General features: G+C 71.2%; 16 protein-coding genes. 13 read left to right on the forward strand and 3 right to left on the reverse strand.

Annotation, left to right across the window (positions count from 1 at the left end; genetic code table 11):
- The first annotated feature begins 493 nt into the window (after positions 1 to 493).
- The 9 genes from folP to ABD747_RS04180 all read left to right on the forward strand — a co-directional run bounded on the left by folP (position 494) and on the right by ABD747_RS04180 (position 10,069).
- A complete protein-coding gene (gene folP / locus ABD747_RS04140; protein WP_344801829.1) occupies positions 494 to 1,345 on the forward strand; it encodes a dihydropteroate synthase in 852 nt (283 codons plus the stop codon).
- Between the two features lie 262 nt (positions 1,346 to 1,607).
- Positions 1,608 to 1,994 (forward strand): dihydroneopterin aldolase, encoded by a 387-nt coding sequence (gene folB, locus ABD747_RS04145; RefSeq protein ID WP_344801830.1) that lies wholly within the window; start codon positions 1,608 to 1,610, stop codon positions 1,992 to 1,994.
- On the forward strand, positions 1,991 to 2,557 hold the full coding sequence (gene folK / locus ABD747_RS04150) for a 2-amino-4-hydroxy-6-hydroxymethyldihydropteridine diphosphokinase (RefSeq protein WP_344801831.1): 567 nt from the start codon (positions 1,991 to 1,993) through the stop codon (positions 2,555 to 2,557). The genes folB and folK overlap by 4 nt, the downstream gene beginning before the upstream one ends.
- Positions 2,558 to 2,562: 5 nt before the next feature.
- Complete coding sequence (locus ABD747_RS04155) at positions 2,563 to 3,069, forward strand: DUF3180 domain-containing protein (RefSeq protein ID WP_344801832.1); 507 nt, start codon at positions 2,563 to 2,565, stop codon at positions 3,067 to 3,069.
- A 260-nt stretch (positions 3,070 to 3,329) separates the two neighbouring features.
- Positions 3,330 to 4,127: a hypothetical protein gene (locus ABD747_RS04160; RefSeq protein WP_344801833.1), complete on the forward strand. Its 798-nt coding sequence runs from the start codon at positions 3,330 to 3,332 to the stop codon at positions 4,125 to 4,127.
- A 92-nt stretch (positions 4,128 to 4,219) separates the two neighbouring features.
- Complete coding sequence (locus tag ABD747_RS04165) at positions 4,220 to 5,983, forward strand: L-aspartate oxidase (protein ID WP_344801834.1); 1,764 nt, start codon at positions 4,220 to 4,222, stop codon at positions 5,981 to 5,983.
- On the forward strand, positions 5,980 to 6,906 hold the full coding sequence (gene nadC / locus ABD747_RS04170; protein ID WP_344801835.1) for a carboxylating nicotinate-nucleotide diphosphorylase: 927 nt from the start codon (positions 5,980 to 5,982) through the stop codon (positions 6,904 to 6,906). The genes ABD747_RS04165 and nadC overlap by 4 nt, the downstream gene beginning before the upstream one ends.
- A 72-nt stretch (positions 6,907 to 6,978) precedes the next feature.
- The gene (locus ABD747_RS04175) at positions 6,979 to 7,317 is read left to right on the forward strand and encodes a histone-like nucleoid-structuring protein Lsr2 (RefSeq protein ID WP_344801836.1); all 339 of its coding nucleotides are present in this window, start codon (positions 6,979 to 6,981) and stop codon (positions 7,315 to 7,317) included.
- Between the two features lie 211 nt (positions 7,318 to 7,528).
- Entirely contained in the window at positions 7,529 to 10,069 is a 2,541-nt protein-coding gene (locus ABD747_RS04180; protein ID WP_344801837.1) for an ATP-dependent Clp protease ATP-binding subunit, read from the forward strand.
- Positions 10,070 to 10,269: 200 nt separating this feature from the next.
- Here ABD747_RS04180 and ABD747_RS04185 read toward each other — a convergent pair whose 3' ends face one another.
- Positions 10,270 to 11,370 carry an alpha/beta fold hydrolase gene (locus ABD747_RS04185; RefSeq protein ID WP_344801838.1) on the reverse strand — a complete coding sequence of 367 codons (1,101 nt, stop codon included), beginning with the start codon at positions 11,368 to 11,370 and terminating at the stop codon, positions 10,270 to 10,272.
- A gap of 82 nt (positions 11,371 to 11,452) precedes the next feature.
- Between ABD747_RS04185 and ABD747_RS04190 the strand changes: the two genes are divergently transcribed.
- The 4 genes from ABD747_RS04190 to ABD747_RS04205 all read left to right on the forward strand — a co-directional run bounded on the left by ABD747_RS04190 (position 11,453) and on the right by ABD747_RS04205 (position 14,939).
- On the forward strand, positions 11,453 to 12,340 hold the full coding sequence (locus ABD747_RS04190) for an EamA family transporter (protein WP_344801839.1): 888 nt from the start codon (positions 11,453 to 11,455) through the stop codon (positions 12,338 to 12,340).
- Positions 12,341 to 12,441: 101 nt separating this feature from the next.
- Entirely contained in the window at positions 12,442 to 13,125 is a 684-nt protein-coding gene (locus ABD747_RS04195) for a DUF998 domain-containing protein (RefSeq protein WP_344801840.1), read from the forward strand.
- A 13-nt stretch (positions 13,126 to 13,138) separates the two neighbouring features.
- On the forward strand, positions 13,139 to 13,513 hold the full coding sequence (locus ABD747_RS04200; protein ID WP_344801841.1) for a YciI family protein: 375 nt from the start codon (positions 13,139 to 13,141) through the stop codon (positions 13,511 to 13,513).
- 163 nt (positions 13,514 to 13,676) lie between these two features.
- Positions 13,677 to 14,939 (forward strand): RNA polymerase sigma factor, encoded by a 1,263-nt coding sequence (locus ABD747_RS04205; protein WP_344801842.1) that lies wholly within the window; start codon positions 13,677 to 13,679, stop codon positions 14,937 to 14,939.
- A 9-nt stretch (positions 14,940 to 14,948) separates the two neighbouring features.
- Here the strand turns inward: ABD747_RS04205 and ABD747_RS04210 are convergent, their stop codons facing one another.
- On the reverse strand, positions 14,949 to 15,782 hold the full coding sequence (locus tag ABD747_RS04210) for an aldo/keto reductase (RefSeq protein WP_344801843.1): 834 nt from the start codon (positions 15,780 to 15,782) through the stop codon (positions 14,949 to 14,951).
- A gap of 306 nt (positions 15,783 to 16,088) precedes the next feature.
- Positions 16,089 to 16,970, reverse strand: coding sequence for an HhH-GPD family protein (locus ABD747_RS04215; RefSeq protein ID WP_344801844.1), 882 nt, complete (start codon positions 16,968 to 16,970; stop codon positions 16,089 to 16,091).
- Positions 16,971 to 16,988 lie beyond the last annotated feature (18 nt).

A 16,988-nucleotide genomic window follows, 5' to 3' on the forward strand; every position in this document is an offset into this window, starting at 1 on the left:
TCTCACCGCCGCGGCCGGGAGGCGGGCGTCGTGGCGGCCGAGCGCCCCGAACGCGACCGCGGCTGGATCGTCAGGGCCCCTCCGGCCCCCCGAGAATCCCGCCGCGGGCGGGAAGTGCGGGTGTTCTCGCCCCGGTGGCGCCCGAGAATCCGGCCGCGGCCGGAAAGTGGGGGTCTTTCAGCCCGAGTCGGCCCCGAGAATCCCGCCATGGCCGGAAAATGCGGCGAGCTCGGTGCTGCAGGCCACATTGCAACCGTGGCCGGAAAGCGGGGGTCCTCCCGGCCGGGTCGGCCCCGAAGATCCCCGCCGTGGTCGGAAAGTGAGGGTCCTCCGGGCCCGATCCGCCCCCAGAATCCCGCCATGGCCGGAAAGTGAGGGTCTTCCGGGCCCGATCCGCCCCGAGAATCCCGCCGTGGCCGGAAGGTGAGACCTGACGGCCGAGTAGGTGGAGACGCCTAGTGAGGGCGAGGCGGCACTGAAATAGGGTGAGCGGATGCAGCCCCTGTCGCGGGTGACGGGCCTTCCCGCGCCCGGCCGGACCGTGATCGTCGGGGTGGTGAACGTCACCCCGGACTCCTTCTCCGACGGCGGCGAGTTCCTCGATCCGGACGCGGCGATCCGGCACGGCCTTGAGCTGATGGCCGAGGGCGCCGACGTAATCGATGTCGGCGGCGAGTCCACCCGTCCCGGCGCGGTACGTCCGACGACCGAGGTCGAGCTGCGCCGGGTGCTGCCGGTGGTCTCGGCGCTCGCCGAGGCCGGGGCGGTGGTGAGCATCGACACGATGCGGCCGGTGGTCGCCGCGGCGGCGATCGAGGCGGGCGCGCGATTGGTGAACGACGTCTCCGGCGGCCGGGCCGAGCCCGACCTGCTGCGCCTGGTCGCCGAGGCGGAGCTGCCGTACATCTGCATGCACTGGCGCGGGCACTCGGTGGACATGGAGAGCAAGGCCGACTACGTCGACGTCGTGGCGGACGTGATCGCCGAGGTCAGCGTTCAGCTCGAGGCGTGCGTTGCGGCGGGCATCACCCCGGACCGGCTGATCGTCGACCCGGGTCTCGGGTTCGCCAAGACCGGCGAGCACAACTGGGAGCTGCTGCAGCGGCTGGACGAGCTGGACGTGCTCGGCGTACCGCTGCTGATCGGGGCGTCGAGGAAGCGATTTCTCGGCACACTGCTGGCCGGACCGGACGGCGCGCCACGGACCGCCCGGGAGCGTGACGCGGCGTCGGTGGCGCTGACCGCGCTGCTCGCCGAGCGCGGCGTCTGGGGGGTTCGCGTGCACGCGGTCCGGGACAGCCGGGATGCGGCGGACGTGGTGGCGAGGTTCGTCCGCCGGCCGTGAGCGGGGTCGCCCGCAGGATCCGTCGCCGGGTGATTCTGCTCACAGTTCACGCACGGGAAACGCTCAGTAGCACTTTGGCTGGGTCGGATAGGGTCGGCTTGCCCGCTGGGGGAGTCGTCGCGGTCGCGACGGATCGGGCCTGGACTGCGAGGTGAGAGGTTCGATGACGAATCTGCCGGCCCAGCCCCGAGGAGGGGCGACGGTGGTCTCGTCTGCGCCGGCCGACGCCCGGGCGACCAGGACGGTCGGCGGGCGGATCGCGGTGTCGGGAATCACGGCGCGCGGTTATCACGGCGTATTCGAACACGAACGGGTCGAGGGGCAGGACTTCGTCGTCGACGTCGTGCTGGACTTGGACCTGGCTACCGCGGCGGTCAGTGATGACCTGGCCGACACGGTCGACTACGGTGGTCTCGCCGCGGCAGTCGCGGCCGACATCGAGGCTGAGCCGCTCAACCTGATCGAGGCCCTGGCCGCCAGGATTGCCGACACATGTCTGCGCCTCGAGCGCGTGACGACCGCCTCAGTGACCGTGCACAAACCGCAGGCACCGATGCCGGTCAGCGTTGCCGATGTCGCCGTCACGCTCGTCCGTACCCGATCGGGCGAACCCTCCGACGACAGCTCACGAGATGGAGAGACCGCATGAGCAGCCCGAATCCATATGCCATCGACGCCGACACCCTGAGCGGGATGAAACCGCTCCGCAAGGTCGTCTACTCGGTCGGCTCGAATCTCGGCGACCGCCTCGGCAACCTCCAGGGCGCGGTCGACGCGATCAGCGACACCCCCGACGTGATCGTGGTGGACGTGTCCTCGGTCTACGAGACCGATCCGGTCGGCATGGGCGAAAACAGCGGTGCGTTCCTCAACCTGGTCATCGTCGCCGAGACCACGCTGGAGCCGCGCACGCTGCTCGAGCGGGCCCAGGCGATCGAGGACGCTTTCGGCCGGGAGCGCACCGGCAACGAGCGCTGGGAGCCGCGCACGCTGGACGTCGACCTGATCATGGTGGGCAACACCGTCGCCGAGAAGGAAGACCTCACCCTGCCGCATCCGCTCGCGCACCAGCGTGGCTTCGTGCTGGTCCCGTGGGCCGAGGTCGATCCGAAGGGTGAGCTGCCCGGCCAGGGGCAGGTCGCCGACCTGGCGGCCGCCGTCGGTCGCGACGGGGTGGTCCGTCGCGACGATCTGGCGATCGACCGCGACTGACCCAGTTGGCGCCTCCGCAGAAGCCGGCTCCGCCCCCCGGCACGATCACCACGACGCCGCCGCTGGCTCTGGCCACGGCGGCGTTGACGGGTGCCGGCTGCGGCTGGCTGATCGTCGTGATCGCGAACTCGTTCGGCTTCGTGCCGCCGCGGGTGCCCTGGACGGCGCCGATCGCCCTGCTGCTGTCCGCGGCCCTGGTCGGCGCGCTCGCCTTCACCACCCACCAGCGGATCCAGGTCCGGCACGAGCGGGTCGACCCGCAACGGGCGGTCACCTTCCTGGTGCTCGGCAAGGCGTCCGCGCTGGCGGGAGCGTTGGTCGCCGGCGGCTACCTGACGTACGGCCTCATGTTCGTCACCAGGATGAGCGCCGACGCCCCGCGTGAGCGGGTGATCCGTTCCGCCGTCGCGGTGCTGGCCGGCATCGCCTTGTGTGTGGCCGGCCTGCTGCTGGAGCGCGCCTGCAAGGTCCCCCGCGGCGACGACGAGGACGAGAGCGACCCGGAATCCTAGTGTCGCGTTAGTCGTGCCCGACCAGCCGGGCCGACTCCGCACCCCGCCCGGCCGGCCCGGGCCGACTCCGCACCCCGGATGGTGACTCCGCACCCTGCGCGCGGGGTGCGGAGTCGCAGTATGCGGTGCGGAGTGACCGGTGGCCGCTGCTCCGAGATGGCTGTCGCGACCACGTTCAGGGCCGCTGTCGGCCGGCGGCGGGGGAGACACCTCGACGAAGATCCCCGCTCGAGTGACGGCGGGACCCTAGGGTGAGGCGGGTGGTGACTTCCCCCGCCGCAGAGACGCCTGCCCAGAGGGCGGCGCGGCATCGAGCTGAGATCTCCGGACTCCGGCGCTGGACCAGGGTCGTGCTGATCGTCGGCACCGTCTGTTCGCTGGCCTGCGTCCTCGGGCCGGTGTGGCTGGCCCGGCTGGGTCTGGTGCCCGCGCTCGGCGCGGCATTCGTGTCGTGCTGGCTGGCCTGGCGCGAGATCGGCCTGGAGCGCCGGGCGCACGCGGCGGCGATGCTGTCGGCGTCCCGGCGACACGGTGCCCAGCTGAGCGAGGAGCGCCGGCACAACACGGCCGTGTTGACCGCGATGAGCGGCCGGTTGGAGGCGTCGAACACGCTGGCCGTGTCGCGCGGAGCGACCATCCACCAGTTGCGGCACGAGATCGCCCGGCTGAACGGCGACGTCAACGGGCTGCGGGGTGCGAACGGCCGGCTGACCCGGGACCTCAACTTCCGCAACGCCGCCATCGCGGAGCTCCGCGAGACCATCGCCGAGCGTGAGTCGGAGCTTGCCGCCCTGCTCGCCGCTGCGGAGGACGCCGCGACGGACTGCGCGCAGGACGCCGCGACGAGGCGTGGCGAGGCGGAAGCGGACATCACGTCCGCTCCGGACGCCGAGATCCACCGGCTGCCCAGCCGGGCCGTCGGCACCCACGCCACGACCGACGTTCCGGTCGAGCAGGCGCTCGGTGACGACGGGGCCGAGCGGCGCAACGCGGCCTATCTCGCGGCCGACGCGGCGATCGCCATGCCCAACTACGAGGAGGACCGCCGGCTCGGCTGACGCCGGCCGACCGATCGGCGTCGCTGGTCAGCGCAGGTTCGCCATCTGACCCTCGGTCCGAGCGGGCCGTCCGGTGGGACAGCATGGCCCCTATGGTCCTCGACGACGACGCCAGTTCCGGTCCGGCGCTGCCGGATCTTCCTCCGCTTCCCGAACTGCCGGGCCGGCTGGCCGCCGAGGAGCCGGGCTGGGTCAACCGCTTCGACGTGGTGGTGGTCGGCTCGGGCATCGCCGGGCTGACCGCGGCGCTGGAGTGCCGCGGGCTCGGCAGCGTGCTGATCGTCACCAAGGACGTGATCGCCTCGGGCTCCACCAACTGGGCGCAGGGCGGCATCGCCTCGGTCCAGGCCGAGGGTGACACGGTCGAGCAGCACGTCACCGACACCCTGGTCGCCGGCGCCGGTCTGTGCATCGAGCAGGCCGTCCGGGTGCTCGTTTCGGAGGGTCCGGACGAGGTCGCCAAGCTGATCGCCCGAGGCGCGGAGTTCGACCGCGACGCCGCCGGCGAGCTGGAACTGACCAGGGAGGGTGGCCATCACCGCAACCGGATCGCCCACGCCGGCGGCGACGCCACCGGCGCCGAGATCGAGCGCGCGCTGATCGCCGCGGTCCGGGCCGATCCCGGGATCGAGATCGTGGAGCAGGCCCTGGTGCTGGACCTGATCCCGGCCGACGTGGCGCCGGAAGAGCCGCCGGCCGTCGCCGGGGTCACCCTGCACGTGCTCGGGGCGGGCACCCGGGAGGGCGTCGGCGCCGTGCACGCCCGGGCCGTGATTCTGGCGACCGGCGGGATCGGGCAGATCTACGCCGCCACCACCAACCCGCCGGTCTCCACCGGCGACGGGGTCGCGGCGGCGTTCCGGGCCGGCGCCCGGCTCCGCGACATCGAGTTCATCCAGTTCCACCCGACGGTGCTCTATCTCGGTCCCGGCGCCCGGGGGCAGCTGCCGCTGGTCAGCGAGGCCGTCCGGGGCGAGGGCGGTCATCTGCTCAACGGCAAGGGCGAGCGGTTCATGGTCGGCCAGCACGAGCTGGCCGAGCTGGCGCCGCGCGACGTGGTGGCGAAGGCGATCATGCGCGAGATGGCGGCCGAGAACACCGACCACGTGTACGTCGACGGCCGGATGCTCGGTGAGGAGACCTGGCGGGTCCGGTTCCCGACCATCCTGCACAGCTGCCGGCGGGCCGGCATCGATCCGGTCGTCGACCTCATCCCGGTCTCACCGGCGTGCCACTACTTCTGCGGCGGGATCGAGACCGATCTCGACGGCGCGACCTCCCTCGGCGGGTTGTACGCGTGCGGCGAGGTGGCCTCATCCGGCGTGCACGGCGCCAACCGGCTGGCCTCCAACTCGTTGCTGGAGGGTCTGGTGTTCGCCCGCCGGATCGCCGCCCGGCTGGAGGCCGAACAACCGCCGTTCCGCCCGGTCGCCGCCGACACCCGCCGGCCGGGTCTGATCGACCGCGTGGTCGTGCCGGCCATGCAGAAGTCGATGAGCCGCAATGCCGGCGGCCTCCGCGACGCCGCCGGGCTGGATCGGTGTGCGGCCGACCTGACCCGGCTCACCGCCAACGGCAGCACCCGGCCCGGCGTCGCCACCTGGGAGGCGACCAACCTGCTCACCGTGGCTACGGCGGTGGTGGTGGCCGCCCGGACCAGGGAGGAGTCGCGCGGCGCGCACTGGCGCGACGATGTCGAGGGCCGACGCGACGAGTGGCTCGGCCACCTGCTGCTCGAGCTGGTCCCGACCGCCGAAGGCGAGCCGCTGCTGCGGCGCCGGTTCGTCCCGGTCGGTGGTTCGGCCGACCCCAGCGGCCGGCAGGGACAGCAGAGCGTCGAGGCGGCCGTCCGATGACCCGGCTCTCGTCCGTCGCCGAGGCGGTCCACCTGCTGCGGGCACACGGCCTGGACCTGGCCGGTGTCGAGCCGGTGGTGGTCGCGGCGCTGTCGGAGGATCTCGGCGGACACGGCGTGCTGCCGGCGGGTGCCGGTCACGGGGTCGACGTGACCTCGGTGGCCACGATCCCGGCCGACGCGACTGCGACCGCCGAGATCATCGCGCGCGCTTCCGGCCGGATGGCCGGACTGCCCGTGGCCGCGTACGTCCTCCTGCTGGTCTGCGCCGAGGCCGGGCCGGTCGAGGTCGACCTGCTGGCCGACGACGGCACCGACGTCGTCCGTGGTGACGTCGTGCTCCGGGTGCGGGCGAACACCCGGGAACTGCTCCGGGCCGAGCGGATCGCGCTGAACCTGCTGACCCTGACCTCCGGTGTGGCGACCGCGACCGCAGCCTGGGTCGCGGCGCTGGAGGGCAGCCGGACCCGGGTCCGGGACTCGCGCAAGACCGTTCCGGGCCTGCGGATGCTGCAGAAGTACGCCGTCCGGGCCGGCGGCGGGGTCAATCACCGGATGTCGCTGGCCGACGCCGCCTTGATCAAGGACAATCACGTGATTGCGGCCGGCGGAGTGGTTCCGGCATTTCTCGCGGTCCGTCGAGAATTTCCCGATATCCCCGTTCAGGTCGAGGTCACGTCGGCCCGCCAAGCACACGAGGTTGTCGCTGCCGGTGCCGTCGATGTGTTGTTGGACAACATGGCGTCCGCGGAAATGGCCGCAGTCATGGCCGAACTCGGCGAACTGGCTACCTTCGAGGCCAGCGGGGGACTCACTCTGGACACGGCTGCGACCGTTGCCGCGACCGGGGTGCATTTCGTCGCGATCGGGGCGATCACGCATTCGGCGCCAATTCTCGATTTCGCGCTGGACTTCTTCGACTGAAACTCAATCGTGTGCGGTAGAGTTTTCCGCAGAGTCGATCCGCTCCAGCGCCTAATTTCGATCGGAGGATTAATGGCTCAGCGTGTACAGGTCATTCTCGAGGACGATCTCGACGGGTCGGAGGCATCGGGGACATACTCCTTTGCTTTCGACGGCGTCGAGTACGAAATCGATCTATCGACCGACAATTACGAGAACCTGGGTACTGCGCTCGCCCCCTGGGTGGCACATGCCCGCCGGGTCGGTGGCCGTCGCCGCCGGGCCGGATCCAAGCAGGCCGCCGTGAGCAACGGCGGCGCCTCCTCGACCAGCGACATCCGGGCCTGGGCGCAGGAGCAGGGCTACGAGGTGAGCAGCCGGGGTCGGGTGTCCAGCGACATCCGCGAGGCGTACGAGGCTGCGCACGCCTGATCGAACGGCACCCGCGGAGCGGGGAGATTTGCGCCCTGGGCGAACACCACGTTCGTCCAGGGCGCTTGTTCTGTTGCAGCGATGTTGCGTCCTGCATTCGGAGCCCTCTGGCCTCCGATCGAGGGCGTGACGGCTACTAGAGTGAAACCCAGCGGCATCGGACGGCGCCAGCTCAGGCGCCAGCCGGATGCCGCCAGCGAGGAGCAATCACATGTTCGAACGGTTTACCGACCGAGCCCGCCGAGTGGTCGTCTTGGCCCAGGAAGAGGCCCGGATGCTGAACCACAACTACATCGGCACCGAACACATTCTCCTCGGCCTCATCCACGAGGGCGAGGGCGTTGCCGCGAAGGCCCTGGAGTCGCTGGGCATTTCGCTGGAAGCTGTCCGCCAAAAGGTGGAGGAGATCATCGGTCACGGCCAGCAGAGCCCGAGCGGGCACATCCCGTTCACCCCGCGGGCCAAGAAGGTGCTGGAACTCAGCCTGCGCGAGGCGCTGCAGATCAATCACTCCTACATCGGCACCGAGCACATCCTGCTCGGTCTGATTCGCGAGGGTGAGGGCGTCGCCGCTCAGGTGCTGGTCAAGCTTGGTGCGGACCTGAATCGGGTGCGCAATCAGGTGCTGCAGCTGCTCAGCGGATTCCAGGGCAAGGAATCGGCGACCTCCGGCGCGCCGGAGCAGGGCAATGCACCCTCGTCGTCGATGGTGCTCGATCAATTCGGCCGCAATCTCACCCAGGCGGCTCGGGAGAACAAACTCGACCCGGTGATCGGCCGCGAAACCGAGATCGAGCGGGTGATGACCGTTCTTTCTCGCCGGACCAAGAACAATCCGGTGCTGATCGGCGAGCCCGGCGTCGGAAAGACCGCGGTCGTGGAGGGGCTGTCCCAGGCCATCGTGCGCGGGGACGTACCCGAGACGCTGCGGGACAAGCACATCTACACCCTCGACCTCGGCGCCCTGGTGGCCGGTTCGCGCTATCGCGGCGACTTCGAGGAGCGGCTGAAAAAGGTGCTCAAGGAGATCCGCACCCGCGGCGACGTGATCTTGTTCATCGACGAGATCCATACCCTGGTGGGAGCGGGCGCGGCCGAGGGCGCGATCGACGCGGCGAGCATCCTGAAGCCGATGCTGGCCCGCGGTGAGCTGCAGACCATCGGTGCCACCACGCTCGACGAATACCGCAAGTACGTCGAGAAGGACGCCGCGCTGGAGCGCCGGTTCCAGCCGATCCAGGTGGCCGAGCCGTCGATCGCCCACACGATCGACATCCTCCGCGGCCTGCGCGACCGCTACGAGGCCCACCACCGGATCACCATCACCGATCAGGCGCTGGTGGCGGCCGCCCAGATGGCCGACCGCTACATCTCCGACCGGTTCCTGCCGGACAAGGCGATCGACCTGATCGACGAGGCCGGGGCGCGGTTGCGGATCCGCCGGATGACGGCACCGCCGGACCTGCGCGAGTTCGACGAGAAGGTGGCGGCCGTACGGCTGGAGAAGGAAGCTGCCATCGACGCGCAGGACTTCGAGCGCGCCGCTGGACTGCGCGATGACGAGAAGAAGCTGCTCGCCTCGCGCGCCGAGCGGGAGGCGCAGTGGAAGGCCGGCGACCTGGACGTGGTCGCGGAGGTGGACGAGGAGATCATCGCCGAGGTGCTGTCCACGGCCACCGGCATCCCGGTCTTCAAGCTCACCGAGGAGGAGTCGGCTCGCCTGCTCCGGATGGAGGAGGAGCTGGGCAAGCGCTACATCGGCCAGCACGACGCGGTGAAGGCGCTGTCCCGCTCGATCCGGCGGACCCGGGCCGGGCTGAAGGACCCGAAGCGGCCCAGCGGCTCGTTCATCTTCGCCGGGCCGTCCGGTGTCGGCAAGACCGAGCTGACCAAGGCGCTGACCGAGTTCCTGTTCGGCGACGAGGACGCGCTGATCCAGCTGGACATGAGCGAATACTCCGAGAAGCACACCGCCTCCCGGCTGTTCGGCTCGCCTCCCGGCTACGTCGGCTACGAGGAGGGCGGTCAGCTCACCGAGAAGGTGCGCCGCAAGCCGTTCAGCGTGGTGCTGTTCGACGAGGTCGAGAAGGCCCACCCGGACATCTTCAACTCGCTGCTGCAGATCCTGGACGAGGGTCGGTTGACCGACGCCCAGGGCCGGGTGGTCGACTTCAAGAACACCGTCATCGTGATGACCACGAACCTGGGCACCCGCGACATCGCCAAGAGCGTGTCGCTGGGCTTCAGCAGCGGTCAGGGCGGTGAGGGCGGCTACGAGAAGATGAAGGCCAAGGTCTCCGACGAGCTCAAGCAGCACTTCCGTCCGGAGTTCCTCAACCGCGTCGACGAGATCGTGGTGTTCCGCCAGCTGTCGCAGGAGGACATCGAGCACATCGTCGACCTGATGACCGCCCAGATCGAGATCCGGCTGAAGGACAAGGACATGGGCCTCGTGCTCACGCCCGCGGCCAAGACCCTGATCGCCAAGCGCGGCTTCGACCCGGTGCTCGGTGCCCGTCCGTTGCGTCGGGCCCTGCAGCGCGACGTCGAGGACATGCTCGCCGAGAAGATCCTGTTCTCCGAGCTGCAGCCCGGCGAGATCGTCGTGGTCGACGTGGCGGACCCGGGATCGGAATACCCGTTCACCTTCACCGGCACGCCACGCGGCGCCGCCCCGGACACCCCGCCGGTCGAGTTCGACCAGCTGGTCGACGGGATCTCCGACGGCGACGGGGAATCCGCCGCCTCCTGAGGCACCCGCTCAGCCCAGAGGCGAGGGCCGTCCCGGAAGGGGCGGCCCTCGTCGCATTTCCACGCCCCTGGACAGCGCGGCATCACCCGTGGATCTTCGGATCCTGTGTACGTCGCCGGATCCGGTATACGGGATCCGAGGTGTTCCAGGGGATCCGAGTTGCGTGGTGGGTGCCGGTTGCGCGACGGTCCGAGTGGGCGTCAGTCGGAGTGCTCGGCCCGGGCGATGCCCTCCTCGATCGCCTCGGCCTGGGCGGTCTTGCCCTCGGCGATGGTGGCGTCGTCGTCGGTGACGATGCCGACCAGCTCGGTCACCTGGCCGGTCAGCTCGTCCAGCCCGCGCGGCGCGTCCTTGGTCTCGCTCTTGTTCGCCGACACCGGCGGTACGTCCGGCAACGGGTCGGTGCCCGGCCGGCGGACGTGCTCGATGGCCAGCCGGGCCACCTCGTCGGCGTGGGCGTGCATGATGGAGTGGGCCGCGTTGGGGATGATCGAGACCCGGCAGCTCGGCAGCAGCGCGACCACCTCGTCGATCCAGCCCGGCGGGCACAGCGTGTCCAGCTGGCCGCTGATCACCAGGGTGTTGGAGCGCACCTTCGGCAGGGTGTCCTCGATCGGGTAATGCATCATCTCCGGCAGCACGCGAGAGAACCAGCGAACCCCGCACAGGACGTACGCCTGGACCGCGAGCAGTGCCACCCGCGGCGGCTCCCTCCGCGCGGCCTGCAGGAATCGGCGTGCGGCGATGCCGAGCGAGCGGTCGTCGGGGGCCAGCACCGGACCGAGCAGGATGATGCAGGACAGCCGGTCGGAGCCGGCGAACCCGTCGGGATAACGCGCGGCCAGGTCGGCCACCACCTGAGTGCCCATCGAGTGCCCGATCACCACCGGATCGTCGAGTTCCAACTCGTCGATCACCTTGCCGACCAGGTCGGCGTATTCCGGGATGGTCATCCGCCCGCTCTCCGGGTGCGGGACTCCACCGAAACCGGGAAGGTCCAGTGCATGCACCGGGCCGAAGTCGTTCAGCTGCGCGGCCAGCCGCTCGAAGTAGTTCGACGAGACACCGATCCCCGGCACCAGCACGAAGGCGCGCGACCCTTCGCGGCCGACCGTGCTGACCCGCGCGTACGTCGTCCGCCACGGCACCCGACGCACCTCGACCTGGGTTTCACTGTCCCGGGCTCCGCCACGGAAGGCCCCGCCGTCACGGGCACCGCCCTGCGGGGTCGCGCCGCGCCCGGACCAGCTCAGACCGGAGTGGCCGCTGGACAGCAACCGCCGGGTGATCTTCCTCCGCACGGTGGCCCTCCCGCGTTCACGACTGACGGGCCAACGGTAGCGCCCGACTCTGCGGTGCAACCGCTCTGGCACAGTGGCGGGCGTGCCGTCCGACTCCCACCCTCAGCCGACCGGACGCCTGGACCGGATCCCGGCGGTATGGCTCGTGGTGGCCGGCATCTTCTCGGTGCAGTTCGGCGCGGCGATCGCGAAGCACCTGTTCCCGCTGGTGCCGCCGACGTCGATGGTCTGGCTGCGCCTGGCCACCTCGTCGGTGATCTTCCTGATCGTCGCCCGGCCGAGATTACGGGGACGGAACCGGACCGACTGGCTGGTCGCCCTCGGTTTCGGTCTCAGCCTGGTCACCATGAATTGGGCGATCTATCAGTCGTTCGCCCGGATCCCGCTCGGAATCGCGGTCACGATCGAGTTCCTCGGTCCGCTCACGGTGGCGATCGTCGGCTCGCGGCGACTGCTCGATCTGGTCTGGGTAGCGCTCGCCGCGGCCGGCGTCGCGCTGCTCGGTCTGACGCCGGGCTCGCTGAACCTGGCCGGCGTGCTGTTCGCGCTGCTGGCCGGTCTGGGCTGGGCCTGCTACATCCTGATGAGCGCGCAGACCGGCCGGCGCTGGCCCGGCCTGCAGGGGCTGACCGTCGCCAGCCTGGTCGGCGGCATCCTGCTCGCCCCGCCGGCGATCCTCGAGGCCGGATCCCGGCTGCTCCAGCCGGAGGTGCTGGCCTTCGGGGTCGCGGTGGGGCTGCTCAGCTCGGTGATCCCGTACAGCCTCGAGCTCAATGCGCTGCGCCGGATCCCGCCCCGGCTGTTCGGGATCTTGATGAGCCTCGAGCCGGCGGCCGCCGCGCTGGCCGCGATGATCCTGCTCCGGGAGTTCCTGACCTGGACCCAGTGGCTCGCCCTGGCCTGTGTGGTCTCGGCCAGCGTCGGCGCCACCCGCAGCAACCGCCCGCCGGCCGAGCCGGCCGCGATCTGAGAAACATCCGGCGCCGGTGTCGATTCTGCTCGGTTCCGATCGAGCAGTGAGAAAGCGGCCCGGAACCACCGAGCCGGCACTGCCGGAAGGATCTGATCCAGATGAGCTCGACCGCCTCCACCGCCACCCCCATCGGCTGCGAGCCCGCCGACCGGGTCACGAAGGCGCTGCTCGGCTACGGCGTGATCGCCGGGCCGACGTACGTCCTCGTGGGCCTGGCCCAGGCCCTGACCCGACCCGGGTTCGACCTCACCCGGCACGAGTGGAGCCTGCTGGCGAACGGCCGGTTCGGCTGGATCCAGATCGCCAACTTCGTGGTCTGCGGCGCGATGACGCTGGCGTTTGCGGTCGGGCTCCGCCGGGCGCTGTGGCCCGGCCGCGGTGCGACCTGGGGTCCGCGACTGGTCGGGCTGTACGGCCTCGGCCTGATCGCGGCCGGCGTCTTCCGGGCCGACCCGAGTCTCGGCTTCCCGGTCGGCACCACGGACGTTCCCGGCGCCATCAGCTGGCATGGAATGCTGCACCTGGTCAGCGCCATGATCGGCTTCGCCGGGCTGGTCGGCGCGTGTTTCGTGCTCGCGGCCCGCTATGCCGCCGACGGACGTACGGCCTTGGCCCGGGCCTCCCGCGCGGTCGGCGTCGTGTTCCTGCTGGCGCTTGCCGGGGTCGCCTCCGGGCAGGGCAGCGTGGCGGTCAATCTCGGCTTCACCGGTGCGGTCGTGCTGGCCTGGGGCTGGCTGAGCGCCGTCGCGATCGATCGCTACCGTGTCGTCGCCGGACGCTGAAGGGAGAACGACGATGCGTTATTTGGTCCTGTTGACGGCGGCGCCGCCCGCGAGCCCACCGCCGCCGGAGCTGATGGCCGCGATCGCCGCGCTCGGCGAGGACGCCACCCGGGCGGGTGTGCTGCTCGACACCGCCGGCCTGGCGCCGAGTGCCGAGGGCAGCCGGATGAGCGTGGTCGCCGGCCGGCTGAACACCACCGACGGCCCGTTCGCGGAGGCCAAGGAGATGATCAGCTATGCGCTGTACGACGTCCGGGACCAGGCGGAGGCGCAGGAGTGGACGTCCCGGTTCATGCGGGCCCACCAGGAACTGTGGCCCGGCTGGGAGGGCGACGCGGAGATCCGCCGGGTGTTCGGCCCCGAGGACTTCGGACCGCCGCCGGGGTGAGTCCTGGTCCGGCCGCCCGCGTGCAACTCGGATCCGCTGTGACTGTTCGGATCCAGTGCAGGGGATCCGGGTCGGCACAGGGGATCCGGGCGGCACAGGGGATCCGGGATGCGAGAGGGGTCCGAGCTGCGACAGGGGATCCGGGATCGGCGGGAGTGAGCCGGTGGACGTACGGGCGCGGCTGGAGACGGTCTGGCGGATGGAGTACGCCCGGATCGTCGCGGTGCTGGCCCGGCTGCTCGGCGGCGACGTCGGCCGAGCCGAGGAGATCGCCCAGGACACCATGGTCGTCGCGCTGGAGCAGTGGAGCCGGGACGGGATCCCGCGCGACCCGGCGCCGTGGCTGATGGCCACGGCGAAGCACCGGGCCGTCGACGCCGTCCGCCGCCGGACGACGTACGACCGCAAGCTGCGGGAGGTGGCGGAGACGGAACGGCGGCGCGGAACCTCGGCGGGCGCCAACGAACCGGATCCCGACGAGTTCGACCAGCCGATCACCGACGACCTGCTCCGGCTGGTGTTCACCGCGACCCATCCGGTCCTGCCGCCGACGTCCCGGACGGCGCTGACCCTGAAGGTGCTGGCCGGGCTGCGGATCGACGAGATCGCCCGGGCCTTCCTGATCAGCGAGTCGACCGCCGCGCAACGGATCGTCCGGGCGAAGCGGATCCTCGCCGAGCAGCAGATCCGGCTCGAGCTGCCACCTCCCGACCAGCGTCGGGGCCGGCTCGCAGCGGTGCTCGAGGTGATCTATCTGATCTTCAACGAGGGGTACGCGGCGACGGCGGGCGAGAACTGGACCCGGCCGGACCTGTGCGCCGAGGCGGTCCGGCTGGGACGGCTGCTGGCCGGGCTGATGCCGGGCGAGCCGGAGGTGCACGGCCTGCTGGCGCTGATGGAGCTGCAGTCGTCGCGGCTGGCCGCCCGGATCGGCCCGGTCGGCGAGGCCGCGCTGCTCCCCGACCAGGACCGGACCCGCTGGGACCGGCTGTTGATCCGGCTCGGGCTCGCCGCGCTCGATCGCGTGGAGTCGCTCGGCGGTGGACTGCTGCCGTACACGCTGCAGGCGCGGATCGCGGCCTGTCACGCCCGCGCGCGGCACGCCGAGGACACCGACTGGGGGAGGATCGCCGCGCTCTACACCGTGCTCGGCCACGTCGCCCCGTCGCCGGTGGTCGAGCTGAACCGGGCCGTGGCGGTCGGGATGGTGGACGGCCCGGCGGCGGCGTTGGCGTTGCTCGATCGGCTGGCCGGTGAGCGCGCGATCGCGGGCAACCCGCAGCTGCCGGCGGCCCGTGGCGAGCAGCTGGCTCGGCTCGGTCGGGCCGGCGAGGCCGCCGACGCCTTCGCCGCCGCCGCCCGGCTCAGCCGGAACGCCCGGGAGCGCGAGGTTTTCAGCCGCCGGGCCCGCACCCCGCCGGTCTGAGCCGCCGGGTCAGTGGCCGAAGACGTCGGAGTCGGTGACGCCCGATTCGCCGCGATCGAGGCCGCCGATGGCGGCGATCTCGTCGGCGGTCAGCTCGAAGTCGAAGATGTCGATGTTCTCCGCGATCCGTTCCGGGGTGGCCGATTTCGGGATCGCGACGAGGCCCTGCTGGACGTGCCAGCGCAGCACCACCTGGGTCGGCGTCTTGGCGTAGCGCTGGGCGACCGCCACGAGCAGCGGGTCCGAGCGCAGGTCATCGCCCGAGCCGCCGATCGGGCTCCACGACTCGGTCACGATGCCGTGCTCGGTGTCGTAGCTCCGGGCGTCTCGCCGGGTGGCGTACGGGCTCAGCTGGATCTGGTTGACGTCCGGCTCGATCCCGGTCTCGTCCAGCACCCGCTGCAGATGGGCAGGCTTGAAGTTGGACACCCCGATCGCCCGGATCATGCCGTGGTCGAGGAGGTCCTTCAGCCCACGCAGCGCGTCGACGTAGCCGCCCTGGTCCGGGTTCGGCCAGTGAACCATCAGCATGTCGACGTACTCCACGCCGAGCCGCTCGATGCTGGCCTGCCAGGCCTGCCGGACGCCGTCGACACTGTGCCAGGCCCGGTTGAACTTGGTGGTGATGAACAGTTCGTGGCGGTCCAGCCCGGAGTCCCGCAGCCCCTGACCGACGCCGTCCTCGTTGCGGTAGTTCTCGGCGGTGTCGACAAGTCGATATCCCGACTCGATCGCGGTGCGGACGGCGGCAGCGCACTCGGCGCCGCGCATCGGCCAGGTGCCGAAACCGATCATCGGCAGCTCGGCCCCGTTGCGCAGGGTGACGGTCGGGGCGTACGGCATCCGTGGACTCCTCGGGTCGACTCCCGCCCATCACAACATGGCGCCGCCGTACGGCCGCTGTCGCCCCAGCGCTTCGCGCGTCGGTCCTCAGGGCCGGTCCGGCGGCAGCGGGACGACCGCCTCCGGATCGACGCCGTCAGTGGAGGCTGGGGTGGCGTCCTGTCGCGGATCGACCCCGCGCGCCGGAAACCGGCCGCGAAAAACGTTCTCTGGTCGGCGTTCGGTCGATCTGCGACAGATACCCGCGATCGAGGGGTGCCGAGCTGCCTCACCACTCACGTCACCCGGGATCGTCAGCCGCCGGAGTCAGGGCAGGGTCAGCCGCCCCCGCCCGGTTCGGACGGCGAGCCCGTCGGCGATCAGCGACTCGATCGCCCTGGTCCGCTGCGCCGGTTCCGGCCACTCCGCCAGCAGGTCCGCCTCCGGCACCTCGCCCCCGCCCCGGAGCACCGCCAGTACCGCCCCGCGGCACTGCCGGTCCGTGCCCTCGTACGTCTGTCCGCGCCGCGGCGGCCCGTCGTACGTCGGACGACCGGCGCGGTGCCAGGCGCACTGCCGGACCACCGGACAGTCGCCGCAGCGCGGCGAACGAGCGCTGCAGACGACCGCACCCAACTCCATCGAGGCGACCGCCCAGCGAGCAGCGCGTTCCGGGGAGCGGGGCAAGAAACCCTCGGCGAGAGTGGCCTCGGCCCGGGTGGTCGCCGGCGCGGGGAACTCCTCGCCGAGGGCGATCCGGGTGAGCACCCGGCGCACGTTGGTGTCCAGCACGACGTGGCGCTGACCGAACGCGAAGCTGGCGATCGCTGCCGCGGTGTAGCTGCCGACCCCCGGCAGCGCCAGCAGGTCCGACCGCTCGGTCGGCACGCTGCCGCCATGCTGTTGCACGATCGCGATCGCGGTCTGGTGCAGCCGCAGCGCGCGGCGTGGATAGCCGAGCCGGCCCCAGGCCCGGACCGCCTCACCCGGTGCCTCGGCCGCAAGCGCCGCCGGCTCCGGCCATCTGGTCAGCCAGCTCAGCCACGGCTCGCGGACCCGGGCCACCGGGGTCTGCTGCAGCATGAACTCACTGACCAGCACGCCCCACGGGCTCGTGCCGGGTCGTCGCCAGGGCAGGTCGCGCCGGTGCTGGTCGTACCAGCCGAGGACGGCCGACACCACCGTCGCGGCGGTGGCGGGGGCGATCACGCGGCCACGGTAACCCGC

The organism is Microlunatus ginsengisoli (genome assembly GCF_039537205.1).
Taxonomy (GTDB): domain Bacteria; phylum Actinomycetota; class Actinomycetes; order Propionibacteriales; family Propionibacteriaceae; genus Microlunatus; species Microlunatus ginsengisoli.